This is a genomic window from Methanosarcina sp. 1.H.A.2.2 (genome assembly GCF_000979975.1).
Classification (GTDB): Archaea; Halobacteriota; Methanosarcinia; order Methanosarcinales; family Methanosarcinaceae; genus Methanosarcina.
On the sequence record NZ_JJQL01000080.1, the window covers coordinates 89,312 to 102,831 of the forward strand.

At 40.8% G+C, this 13,520-nt stretch carries 7 protein-coding genes; 6 read left to right on the forward strand and 1 reads right to left on the reverse strand.

The genetic code is table 11. The annotated features are described in order from the left end of the window. Nucleotides 1–2,134: 2,134 nt before the first annotated feature. From EO93_RS13300 to EO93_RS13320, 4 genes are all read left to right on the forward strand, one after another. Entirely contained in the window at nt 2,135–3,919 is a 1,785-nt protein-coding gene (locus EO93_RS13300; RefSeq protein WP_048133590.1) for a disaggregatase related repeat-containing protein, read from the forward strand. 694 nt (nt 3,920–4,613) lie between these two features. Then, nucleotides 4,614–6,224, forward strand: coding sequence for a right-handed parallel beta-helix repeat-containing protein (locus EO93_RS13310; RefSeq protein ID WP_048162980.1), 1,611 nt, complete (start codon nt 4,614–4,616; stop codon nt 6,222–6,224). A 486-nt stretch (nt 6,225–6,710) separates the two neighbouring features. Further along, nucleotides 6,711–8,807 carry a disaggregatase related repeat-containing protein gene (locus EO93_RS13315; protein WP_048162982.1) on the forward strand — a complete coding sequence of 699 codons (2,097 nt, stop codon included), beginning with the start codon at nt 6,711–6,713 and terminating at the stop codon, nt 8,805–8,807. Nucleotides 8,808–8,890: 83 nt separating this feature from the next. Continuing rightward, nucleotides 8,891–9,424 (forward strand): metal-dependent hydrolase, encoded by a 534-nt coding sequence (locus tag EO93_RS13320; protein ID WP_048162985.1) that lies wholly within the window; start codon nt 8,891–8,893, stop codon nt 9,422–9,424. Between the two features lie 118 nt (nt 9,425–9,542). Here EO93_RS13320 and EO93_RS13325 read toward each other — a convergent pair whose 3' ends face one another. Then, on the reverse strand, nt 9,543–11,027 hold the full coding sequence (locus EO93_RS13325) for a glycosyltransferase (protein WP_235282905.1): 1,485 nt from the start codon (nt 11,025–11,027) through the stop codon (nt 9,543–9,545). 287 nt (nt 11,028–11,314) lie between these two features. On the opposite strand from EO93_RS13325, the gene EO93_RS17810 reads away from it, so the two are divergent. Then, nucleotides 11,315–11,491 carry a hypothetical protein gene (locus EO93_RS17810; protein WP_162198709.1) on the forward strand — a complete coding sequence of 59 codons (177 nt, stop codon included), beginning with the start codon at nt 11,315–11,317 and terminating at the stop codon, nt 11,489–11,491. Nucleotides 11,492–12,488: 997 nt separating this feature from the next. Continuing rightward, nucleotides 12,489–13,424, forward strand: a complete 936-nt coding sequence (locus EO93_RS13335; RefSeq protein ID WP_082105966.1) for a UDP-N-acetylglucosamine 3-dehydrogenase — start codon at nt 12,489–12,491, stop codon at nt 13,422–13,424. The last annotated feature ends 96 nt before the right edge of the window (nt 13,425–13,520 follow it).

Here is a 13,520-nt window from a genome sequence, read left to right on the forward strand (position 1 = left end):
TTCGCATTGTGGTGACAGCAAAATACCTCAGTCCTTGCTTGGTTTTCGCTTCGGAAATCAGCATGGAATGAGAGACTTCAAAATAGAAAGAAGTTTGCAGAATCAATAACAGCAGAACGTGAGGAAGTTGACGCTTATATCCAACGAAGCTGAAGACTTCGGGGTTTTACGCTCCTTCCCATAAATTGCCCGGTATAGACTTTTCAGGTTTCGATCCCGTCGAACAATACGGCTCAAAAATTTCAGATCAAACCTAATGGTATTGGGCTTCAAAAGGGTTTTTCGGGATGATGCCTGAAAGTGTAGAACTCAGAACTGTTATTGGGACCACGAAAACCGAAAGCGACTTTTGAGTTGTAAACCAATTGAGAAAACGAAATCACGGTTAAAATTTCCAGATTACTGAATAGAACACAGCCTCTTTGAGAAAAAGGAAGGCTCTAGAAAGAATGCCTCCCAAACTCCTGAATATTAGTTATGTTGCCATAGAGAGAAAAAATATTATTGTGCGAATCGCACATTCTGTGATGGATTCTGCGGTTGACGAACATTCCAGAAAAAAGCATCACTACTTTTAGCAGATGCCCTCACAATTTTGAAAAGGGATTTTCAGTTACAGGAACTGATTACGTCAGCATCAATAGAATCTTGATTTGGGATCTTTAGAAATATGGTTGAGAAGAGCAGTAGAAAGGTCAGTTTGCTAAGAGATACAGACTTAATTAGAAAAACATAATTAGAAATATATAATAGATAAGGAGAGAAAATGGATGCACTTTTAGAATTAGTTTTATCTCAGCATCCCTAATTCTATTTAAAGAGTTATTGAAGAGGTTCTCAAAAAAGGTTTTTACTGCACGCAGTGACAATGAGTACAGTATAAAGAACACATAAGAACACATTGAGAAAGCAAAAATAATTCATAATGTAAGAATCTCCGTGTATGAGACTGGCAGGAAACAGGCGTTTCATAAATCCAACCCGGATGAGAATTAATGGTGTTAGAATCACATCTTATTTTGACAGAGGAAAAAAGTGAAAAAACTGTAAATAATTTAGCCCAACCCCTGCTGTCGAATAATTCAGTAGAAAAAATAACGGTATAAATTTTAGATAAATAGATTCCACAGGCTGTAAAAAGAACTCGACGCACATCTCAAAATTTCATATATATAGAAAAACAGGAAGAGCAGACTGCCAAACTCCGAAATAACAACGTACCAGTCCTGAAAATTCACGCAACCTTTTTTCTAAAAAACTGCTTTTTTCGGCCTTAAGGTGCGTACAAGAATATAAAGTGTTCCGCTGACTATATAAAAAATATTTAAAGAAGTAACGGAAAGGTTTTATAGTAGAACCACATAAACTTCAAAGTCAACTCAACATTACATAAGTAAACAAAAGTTTCGCAGATGAGTTGACCGGGCTAAAAGCTATGGTTGATAAGAACAGGAAATATTGTCCTGAAAGGAGAAATATCCTGTCGTTATAACAAATTTTGAATAAAAATCCAGAACCAGAGCTTCTCATGTCCGGCAACCTCCGAAAAAATAGCCACTCATAATAGTGAAAATGAAGAGTGGAAAATCCTCTGCACCGTGTCCGCCCCACAAAAACGCAGAGAACCGAATTGAAAAGGTTCAAAAATATTACGAAGACGTGATTAGAATTTTTGAATTACCGCATAGACCCGACATAATTAGATATTTGAGATAAACTCGGTCTAATTAGATAGTTCGGAAAAACATTACGAATACGTAATATGGAATTTTGAGAAATATCCGGGAAAGAGTATACGATTATCCTGGATTTTTGAGTTTGCTCAAATTCTAAATCCAATCAGAGGCGATACGATGCTAAAAATGAATATAGGAACCCTATTCCTGACAATATGTCTTATTTTAACAACCGTGTCAACTGTTGGAGAAAGATAGAACTAGTTAATAGTTTTTTGAGTGTACTCAAATTCCAATCCAACCCAAAGGTGATACGATGCTAGAGATGAAGCAGGAAACCCTATTCCTGACAACATATCTTAGTTTAACGGCCGTATGTGCTTTGGGAAAAAATATACTATGAGCCTACAAATTTTTTGATATTGCTCAAATTCCAAATCCAACCCAAAGGTGATACGATGCTAAAAAGACAGATAGGAACCCTATTCCTAGTAACATGCCTTATTTTAACAACCGTACCCGCTGCGTTAGGCGCACAGAATACAATAACTGTAAATGCAACATCTGGATCAGATGCCCAGACTGCAATTAATAATGCAATAAATTCTGTAGCATCAGGAGCAACATCAAGTAACCCGGGATATGTTCTCCTTAGTGCTGGCACTTATAAGATAAGTGCACCTATAATTTTGAAATCTAATGTAGTACTAAAAGGCGCGGGCGACAGTACAATAATCTTTGCTACTGGCTCAGTTTGTAACTCCGCGGGATCACCTGCGTATGTATACGGATCAGGTGTTTCTAACGTTGAAGTGTCTAATCTTCAATTCCAAAGTACGGCAACAGGACCTGGTGATGGAGGTCATGGAGACTACCGTAACTGCATAAAATTTACCTCTGTAACTAACAGTAAAGTACATGACATTTTATTCAATCGCTATCTGTATGGTGATGGTGTCAGAATCGGTAAAAGTTCTGGAATAGAGGTATATAATTGCAGAATAACGTCCTCAGGACACGATGGTGTGTCATTTTTGTCCGGCACTAAGGATTCCAGAATGTATAACTGTTACGTTGAGGTTCAGACCAACACAGGTGTCAGGGTAGACAACTGTGCAAATATTGAAGTGGACCATAATACCTTCACAGGTAGTGCAGGGTCCGGATGGTGCTGCGTTGAGCTGGAAAATACACTGACAAATGTGGATGTCCATCACAACATTATGCATGATTACAAAGGATCAAGCAGCAGTGCAGGCATTGGAAATTGGAATGCAAAAGGGTCTATTAGCGTTCGTGATAACGTTATGTGGAATGTGTCTCCTTACGTTGAGGTAGGCTCAGGCACAAACATATTAGGACCATCTGATCGCAGTGTTGAGAATTGGGTAGCAAAAGGGTATGGATATGGCTCTATTGGCAGTGCTTCAAATGCCCAGAATACAACAACTGAAAATCCAACATCTGGAACAGATGCCCAGACAACAGTTAATGAAACTGCTGTAACAGAGGCAAAAGAAACCGAAGTTGCAACGACCAGCAATCAGACAACCGGTAACGAAACTTCTGTAGCGACACCAGTTGACGAACCTCCTGTAACAGAGACCGCTCCTGAGCAGGTAGTTGGAACTGATAATACATCATTGACAGAAGAGAATGCAACAAGCATTGTTATAGACAACCGCCTCAGAGAAGTTTCCCCTGATACAGTTTTCCAGGACAAGACCTATATTGACATCGGAGGCAGGCCCGGAATAGGAAGGTACAGAGATCTGCTCCTGTTTGACCTGAGTGACTACAACGATGCTGAAAATATTAGCAATGCAACCCTTTCCCTCTACTGGTATTATCCTGACGGACGGGAAAGACCAGAAGATGCGGTTGTAGAGATATACAGACCCGCTGCAACCTGGAATCCTGAAAATGTGACCTGGAACAGCAGGGATAATGGTGTGCTCTGGACACAGCCCGGAGGAGACTGGTTAGACATGAATAATGTCTCTCAGGGAGATGCACCGTACGCTACGATAACCCTGAACGGAACCGATATACCGGACAACAGGTACTATGAGCTGAACGTAACTGATCTCGTAAAAGAGTACGTCAGCGGCGAGTACGAAAACACAGGGTTCCTGATTAAAACCCGTACCGAAAATGCGGATTACGTAGCATTCTACAGCAGCGAAATCGAAGATGAAAACCAGCGTCCAATGCTGAATATAGAAGAGAAAGCTGTAGCTTAACAGCCCTAACTTCAGGAAGAGACCTCTGAAAGGCGGGGAAGTGCGGAGATGACAAAAAGACCTCCGTAACCCAGACCTTTGAGTTCTTCCAACTTATTTTAGTCATAAGGGAGAATTTTCAGGCTAAAAACTGCGGAAAGTTTTTCCTTTGATCTTCTTTTCATATGAATTTCATTGAGATCTGATGGAATGTCTGCAGGTTAGAAAAAAATGAGTAGACAATTTCATACAGAAGTAGGAATAAAGTTTTATCGAACATATTTAACTCCCCTCAGAGCAAATAAATAATTTAATAGTACATATATTTCAAAAAGTACTCGTGTGTTGCTGTTAAAAATTTAAATCAGCTCACTGTACATAAATTTTGTTTCAAATCGGATTATATAAATAGAGCTATTCTGATTCATAAGACGTTGTCTATTCAATACATACCCCCCAACAATGTGAATAACTTTAAGCACATAAGCTTTTTGTACACTGCCGCAATCAATGATTAGTATCTTTATGTTAGAGCTCATATGGATTCGAGAAAAGCCGATAGCGTGCAAAGAATTATTTTTAACTGTTGTGAAGATTAAACCCGTGAGATCACTGATGACATCAGGTTTTTTAAAAAACTCCAGTGACAGTACCTTCCAGCGATAAATTTTATTCAAGTTTGGAGGAATTATATCTCAGGGTGCAGGGATAAAAAATGAACGGAAAAGATCTTATAAACAGATGGGGAAACAGAAAAAAAACGGGTTTTTACATTGCAGTCTTCATGTTCTTGATTGTAATGGTAACAACCGCCCTTTCGATCACGCCATCAGGCATGACAGTTTATGTGGCTGGAGACGGGAGTGGGACCTTTAACTGTAATGGGACTGACGACCAGGTAGAGATCAATCAAGCCCTCGCATACGTCGCAGAACACCCGGAGTTTACAACCGTTCATTTGAAAGGCCCTAACACATACGTTATCTCAGACAGTATTCTGGTCGGGAACAATACCGTTCTGGAAGGGGCCCCCACGGCTGTGATAAAACTTAAAGACAAAGCAAATTGGCCAGTTGCCAAGCCCCTGATTACGCAGAGAGATAGCTCGGGAAACCAAGATATTACTATAAAGGGTTTTGAGATAAACGGAAATCACGACGCCAATACAGATAAAAAGAAAGGCGCTGGATACTACAATCTTATCCATTTCATGAACTCAACAAACATTCAGGTTCATGATATGTATATGCATGACAGTCATGGAGATGGATTGAAAGTTGAAAACAGTTCCAATATTCAGTTTTACAACAATAAAATATATAAGCTCGGTCACGACGGTCTTTACGGGATCCAGTCTCAATATCTGGAAGCCTGGAATAATACGATAACCTGCAGGACTAACAGCGGGCTTAGAGTATGGGACTCGAATCATGTAAAATTCCATGACAATACTATTGATTCCTTTTATCACTGGAGCGCAGGTGGTCCGGGTATTCAGATCCAGAAATCTGCAGCCGTCATGGATGATATAGAAGTATATAACAATACCATCCACAACACTTACGGACCTGGCATCTGGCTGTTGGGCTATGGTAGCTACCCTCTGAAAGAAGCGCAGAATGTCCATATTCATCACAATACATTCTACAGCACAGGCACGAACCCAAGTATTGATTGGGTAGGAGGTATTGTAACCAGCGGGTTTAACAATACCCTTATTGAGAATAACGTGTTTGATGGCACATATCATGCTGCTATCGTCCTGATGTACCCTACAGACCGCACCATAGACATCTCACCTAAAGGTAAGGGATACACGACCATTGTCCGTAATAACATAATTACAAATACGGAACGTCGCAAGAGTGAGTCAAGCGGAACAGGATTTGGTGTTGTCAATTACCTCCCCGAAACCCATATCCTTGTACTGGAAAACAACTGCTTTTACAATAATGTTGCAGGAGACTATAGAAACGCAACATCAACAAGTGATATTTATGTAAACCCTCTTTTCACAAATCAGAAAGGAAATGATTACCATCTTAGGTCGACAGGCGGCAGATGGGATGGGAAAACATGGATAAAGGATATTGAAAGTTCTCCGTGCATTGATGCAGGTTATTCCTCCTCTGACTACTCAAATGAGCCCGAAAACAATGGAAAACGGATCAATATAGGAAGATACGGAAACACTGAAGAAGCATCAAAGTCAGGGATAATGCCCGGATATGTGGCCTGGTGGCATCAGATATTTTCGCCTGAATGGAGGATGTTCAGGATGCTCCTGAAGACCTTCCTTCTATTCTGCTTTAAAATTCAGATTTAATGCTTTCTCAGGTGTGTCCCTAATTAAAAAATATAAATTTTTCCAGCCCCTGGATGAAGATTTTAACTTAAACTTTCAGGGGTTTGCTTTTAACTTTTAGAGTCAAATCTGCCCCGGGTCCATGTAAGCCTAACGTGAATGCTTATAAATCTAGGTCTTTATCACACCTGACGATTGAATCCTGGCCAGTCACACCAGAAAAGGTAAAAACAAAAATAAAGTGCTCTGGAACTTTAATTTTCTGCGGTGAAGATATAAGATAAGGTTCAGAACAGGTTCTTCTACTAACCTCAAAAATTCACGATTTCCAGATATTATATCCCAATAATTATGAAGAGACTGGGAGATGCCTCATTTAACAATCAAGCTCTATGGACATCAGGCTATGAAAAGAATTCAAATCTTTCCTGTAAATTTTTTTGCAGATATCAACAGATAACTTTTTTTAAGTTTAGAGAGTTATAGTTATTGTATTGGGGGTACAAAATGAACGAAACTCAGTGGATATATAGACAGGGAGAAAAAAAGAAAAAAGGAATCCTGATTTTACTTCTTATTACTCTGGTCGCAAGTGTAACTATTGCCCTCTCAACCGCTCCTTCCGAAATGACGGTTTATATAAATACCGACGGGAGTGGAGATTTCAACTGCGATGGAATCGATGACCAGATAGAGATCAATAAAGCTCTCGCATACGTTGCAGAACATCCAGAGCTTACGACCGTTCATTTGAAAGGCCCTAACACATACGTTATCTCGGGTAGTATTTTCATTGGAAGCAATTCCATCCTGGAAGGGGATTCTACAGCTGTGATAAAACTTGAAGATAAAGCAGACTGGCCATTGGATAAGCCCCTGATTACCCAGATCGATAGCTCGGGAAACCAGAATATTACTATAAGAGGTTTTGAAATTGACGGGAATCATGACGGAAATAAAGAAAAAGGTAGGGGAAAAGGGTATTATAACCTGATCCATTTCCTCAATTGTAAAAATATTCAGGTTTATGACATGTATATGCACGACAGCCACGGTGATGGGCTGAAAGTGGTGAAAGGTGCCAATATTCAGTTTTATAATAACACAATATACAAGCTAGGACATGACGCTCTTTACGTAATCTATTCTTCAAATGTGGAAGCATGGAACAACAAAATAACATGCAGAACAAACAGCGGACTCAGAATATATAATGGAAATCAGGTTAAATTCTATAACAATATAATTAATTCCGAAGGGGAGGGGGGAGCTGGAATTGAAATCCAGAAGGCAGGTTCTTCAACAGTAATGAATGATATCGAAATCTACAACAACCTGCTTTATGAGACAAATACCGCAGGAATCTGGATTACAGGGTATGGGTCAGCATATTCGAAAGACTCTGCTAAAAACATATACATTCACAATAATAAATTTTACAAAACTGGTATTAATCCCGGTGCTGACTGGGCAGGAGGCATCGTCCTCAACGGTTTTTATGATACCCTGATAGAAAACAACTTATTCGATGGATGCTACGGGGCGGCAATTGCCCATAAAGAGGTAGATGAAGAGTTTACATCCACGGGCACAGGTTATACAACCATTGCGCGGAACAATATAATAATAAATACAAAATCAAGCCCTGCAGCCGGAGAAGGTTACGCATTTTATAATAAATTGGAAAATACCCACTCATTCGCCCTTCAAAAAAACTGTCTATCAAATAACGCAGGCGGGGACTATATGTATACCAGCTCTACATCGGACGTACAAGCCGACCCTGCACTTATAGAACAGCTGGAAAAAAATGGGTCTTCAGTGCAAAACCTGCCCTGTGCAGACGCTATGAAAGTAGGACCACAGGAAATGCCTTATGAGATAGATGAGAATGGCATCGATATGGGACAGGAAGAAGGTCTTGGATCAGATATTAAAAGGGCGATCTCAAAAATGGTACGGTTTGTGAAAAATATCTTTTTGGGGTTCACTTCGGGAGAATCAGAGGACGAAAACATAAAAATCGCCTTACCTTCGGTTGTCTCAGACAACAGGCTGAAAGAAGAGTCTCCTAACACGACATTTAGGGAAACCGAATATATGGATGTGGGTGAAAGAGCAGAGGGCGGAAAATATAGGGATGTCATACTGTTTGAACTGAACCAGCTGGGTCAAACGGATAGTATTGAAAAGGCAACCCTTTCTTTGTTCTGGTATTACCCTGACGAAGCCAGACCGGAAGATACTATTCTGGAAGTATACAGGCCGGAAAAATGGTGTGAGGAACATGTTACCTGGGAAGCAAGAGAAACAGGAACTCTCTGGCAGAATCCAGGGGGTGACTGGTACGATAAAAAAGGTGTATCTCAAGGCAGCACCCCATATGCGACAATGACTATTAAGGGCAGTACCCTTCCGGACGACAGGTATTATGAACTGGACGTAACAGAGCTTGTGCAGGAATATACCAGCGGGAAATATGAAAATACTGGTTTCCTTATAAAAGCCAGAGTGGAAGATAATAACTATATTGCTTTATACAGTTCAGAGTGGCAAAACAAAGCTCAGAGACCTAAACTTACTATAGAGTATACAGGCGAATAATACAATCTGAGATTAAGCAAAGGTTAGAGTATATAAAGCACAGGCAATATTTAGATATAAATGAAGAGCCGTTATAACCTTCGATGCTTCTCTTCGGACATCTGGGAATAACACTGGGGGCATTTATCGGCCTTCAGCAACTTATTCCTCGCTTAAAATCCGTAATAGATTTAAGGTATCTTGCTATTGGAGCCCTTTTACCTGACCTGATAGATAAACCAATAGGAAAAGTAATATTCGCATCGGCCTTTGCAAACGGGCGTATGATAGGTCATACCCTGTTGTTCAGCTGCCTTCTTGTTCTTGCCGGTATCTACCTGTATCAAAAAAGAAGAGATACCAGAATATGTACCCTAGCTTTGGGTTCTTTTTTCCATATCCTCGAAGACCAGATGTGGGGGCGGCCTCAAACTTTTTTATGGCCTCTGCTTGGATGGAGTTTCCCGAGAGATTCTATTGATTACACAGGCTTTGAATACTTAATAAAAATGCTAGAGGGCTCATTCAAACCTGAATTTTCCCAGACTTACATTGCAGAAATTATGGGAATAGGAATAATTGTTATTTTTACTGGAATCTGGATAAAAAAAAGACTGAATCAAAATAGCTCTGACTAGAAAATCCTGATTAAAAAAGAATCAGATTAAAGAGCCCGAATTAAACAAACGGGCTCTTATTGTTTTTGCAAGAAAAAATACATTAAAAGAAAAAGCCCGGAAGGAAAACTTCCGGACCTCAACGAGCAAGTCCTACCCTTTCATTCCTTCTCTTTTCAACCTGCATATCAAAGAGCATTCCGAACAGAAGCATCTGAAGTCCAGTACCCAGTACGAGGAAACCAAGCAGTGGGTAATAGGACGGTAGCGGGTTTTGAAGCAATATCTGCAAAAGTCCCCAGATACCAAAGAGGACACTCGCAGGTAGGGCAAGCATCCCAAGGAAGTAAAACAGAACCAGAGGATGGAAATCCAGAACTGTATATTTGATCCTTAGCCTCCAGAGAAAGCCCCTGAAAAGCATGGGCGAAATCTTACGGATATACTTACTGTACTTAATGGATGACTTCTCTCTGCCATAGCGGGCAGGGATTACTACATCCATGACCCTCATTCCAAAGGCGTTAAGCTTGATAAGCAAGTCATTACAGTAGCCGTAGTAAGGATAAACCGAATCCAGATCGATAACCTCAAGGGCCTGCCTGGAAATGGCTGTATAACCGTTCTGCGGATCCATGATATGCCAGTATCCACTCCCTATTTTAGTAAGGAAACTCAGCAGAAGGTTTCCAAAAGACCTCCACCTGCTCATCCCGGTCATAAAATTGTCGGAGAGAAGCCGGTTACCCTTTGTATAGTCAGCCCATCCCTCGATAATCGGAAAGATCAATCTCGGAAGCTGGGTAGGGTCCATCTGGTTATCCCCGGCCATAACTGCTACAATATCCATTTCATCTTTTAGAGCAAGCTTGTACCCGTTAATTATCCCTGCCCCGACGCCTTTGTTTACTTCGTGGCGCAGATAAACGATTCTCGGATCTCCGAACTTTTTTACAATTTCTCCAGTCCGGTCAGTACTACAGTCATCGATAACATAGATCCGATCCACATACTCTGGAATCCCTCTCAGGGTTTCGCCGATAAGCAGTTCTTCATTATAGGCAGGTACTACAACTCCTATACGGGTGCTCTCAAGCTTCCGAAATGCAGGATCAACGTCAAAGCTCAGGTAGTTAACCTTAAGTTTTTCAGTTTTGGCAGCAGAAAGCAGGGATTTCAAAGACATATGCTCTTTACCTGAGCTAATATTCTGAAGCGATCTTGAGGTTAAGGCAAGAAAGCCTATTTTTTCTTTGAAGGTGCTTTTCCCGTTCAGAAGCATGACTGTCTCCTGTTCGCAGGAAACCCGGCAGGGCCAGGAACCTACCGACAGGTCAAATCCCTGCCTGAGCGGCTCGAGAACATGAGACAGCAGATCTATATCCTGCATGCAATCAGGATAGATAAGAACCACAAGCTCTGAATCAAGGGATGCCCTGTAAAGGACTTTGAGCAATGCTTCCTCTCCTCCGGCCAGGGGGACGACTCTTGCCCCTCCCAGAGCTGCCACTTCCATAGTTCGGTCAGTAGAACCTTTGTCAAGCACAAGTACGCGATCTGCATAACTCGCCGCGAGCAGGACCTTGCTTCCTATGGATGCTTCCTCGTTTTGAGCTGGAATCAAGACCGTAAACTCATGCCTTAGAGGCCTATTGGAAAGTTGAGATGGCGATGAAACTATACTGATGGGATCGGAAATTAGAGAATTAAAACAAAGTGTAAGGGCTGAATACAAACCCTCTCCACCCCCTATGAATATAGATTATACTATAACCCCCAGTATATGTATAAATGCAAAAATATTAAAGGCTATCATTTAAAAGATATTTGGAGAAAAATATATATAAAGTTAACCTGTGACTGAAAATAATCTGTTAAAATATTATATAACTTACAAGGATGCTTCCTTTATTGAATAGAGTTATGGTATATAGCCCAAGTTTGGGAGATCCTACTAACATAAAATACAGTATTTCATCACAAAAAACACGTTTTAGCGGCATAATGGGTCCGAAAAATGAAAAAATAGAAAAAAAGAAAAAAACACAAGGTAGAACTTTGGATTTAAGGAAGAAAACAGAATCATGAAGCCCATTCATACACCATAAAACATATGAGTGTGTAGAATATGGGTTATAGTTTACGCTCCTACAGCAAATGGAAAAGCCGTTCTATTCTGCAAAAATGTACATGTGCTACTCCAGAGTTAATTATTATGAAGGCATCACAACCGGGAAAAAAATTATAGATAAATTAGTTAAAATTCAGGTAGTAAACCTTAGTTGTATGCCCTGACCCAGTTACATGTCATAGTATGACTCTCGGGGACCGGGGCAGGGAAGAACTTAACCGGTCTGCGCGAGCGGGCAAGAGAAAAAAACACCATAAAAGGCATAGTACATTGCGAAAAATGATATGGCTATTGCTGGAAGAAAAAGGGGGAAATAAACACCGGAAAAACCCCTGGACTTCAGGCAGCAGCCGTTACGGAAAATAATACATCCACAGGGAGCTTATTTAACCCTCAGGTGAATAGGGAAAGGAGCGACCTGCGGGAACATAGAGTTAAGTGGTATAAAAAACGCCCCTGTATATCCATGCCCTGAGAGCGCATAAAGTAATTAGGGGGTTCTTTATTTCAGAGGGATTCAAGCAAAATATGAAAAGTACCAATAGGCTTTAAAAAATAAGGCAGATGAGTTCAATATATGCACGTAGCCAGAGTATACTGATGAAAAATATTAGTCTAAGGCTAAAACTTATATTCTAAGAATATTTATTAATTTAAAGGGAGACGGCATAATGGTGAAAGCATATACCGTCAATTGGGGAAAAAGAGTTTGAGATTTAACTTACCTGTATTCTGGAAGGCTTCCATACAATGAAAGGAACATGGAAAAACCGAATTGAAGCCGATCTGAAAAAGCAGTAAGAACTCAAGGTCTTTCTTTGCACGAATTGATCTTATTTACTGAATAGTTTACTGATAGTATACTACCTGTGTAAATTACCCTGCTTTTTTTGCAGGAGATCAGACAAATCGAGACAAAAGCGCCTGATAAAGTTATTGTGGGGGGTAAAAGAATTGATACGCGTAGGAGTGGTTGGAACCGGTTACATGGGGGAGAACCATGTCAGGATCTATAGTGAAATGGAAGACGTTAAACTGATAGGGATTTCCGATCCCAATACTTCAAGGGTAAAAGAGCTTGCAGCAAGATATAATACACTGCCTTTTGCAGACCATAAAAAAATGTTTGAGAAAAAAAAGCTTGACGCAATAAGTATCGCAGCTCCTACTACCCTTCATTGCCCCATAGTGCTTGATGCACTTGAAGCCGGGGCAGACGTGCTTGTAGAAAAGCCTATTGCAGACAGTGTGGAAAATGCAGCTGCAATGATAGAATCTGCTGAAGAGATGGACAGGCACCTGATGGTAGGACACATAGAAAGGTTTAATCCTGCAGTCCTGAAATTAAAAGAAATCGTTGACTCAGGGGCTCTGGGAAAAATCGTCTCTGTTTCAACCAGAAGAGTCGGGCCTTACAATCCCAGGATAAGGGATGTGGGGGTAATCCTGGATATTGGAGTACATGACATAGATATAATCTCCTGTATCTACGGAATGAAGATAAACCAGGTATATGCCGTAGCGGGATCAGACATTCATTCCTTTGAAGATCATGCGACAATTCATCTCCGCCTGAACCATGCATACTCAGGGCTTGTGGAGACAAACTGGCTTACCCCCCACAAAATCCGGAAGCTTACGGCTGTTGGTCTGAAGGGTGTTGCATATCTGGACTATCTTGACCAAAGTGTAGAGCTCCACGACGATGGCTGGATCCAGAAAGCCAGGGTAGAAAAAGCCGAACCTCTGCAAAAGGAACTCTCCCATTTTATCTGCTGTGCAAAGGATGGAACCTGCCCGATGCCCTCGGGAGAAGAAGGAAAACATGCTCTGGAAGTGGCACTGGCCGCAATCCAGTCATACAGGGAAGAAAAAATGATTGAGATATGAAGCTGCAGCCGGGTGAAGCAATCGATCTGAATTTACTCATGAAACTGACTCTTTAAAAGGAGTAGGAGTGGACCCAGGGGCTCAGATCTGTAACTG

Coding starts and splice junctions, on each gene's coding strand:
- EO93_RS13320 (WP_048162985.1), top strand. CDS start 8,891: ATGCTTCTCTTCGGACATCTGGGAATAACACTGGGGGCATTTATCGGC.
- EO93_RS13310 (WP_048162980.1), top strand. CDS start 4,614: ATGAACGGAAAAGATCTTATAAACAGATGGGGAAACAGAAAAAAAACG.
- EO93_RS13300 (WP_048133590.1), top strand. CDS start 2,135: ATGCTAAAAAGACAGATAGGAACCCTATTCCTAGTAACATGCCTTATT.
- EO93_RS13315 (WP_048162982.1), top strand. CDS start 6,711: ATGAACGAAACTCAGTGGATATATAGACAGGGAGAAAAAAAGAAAAAA.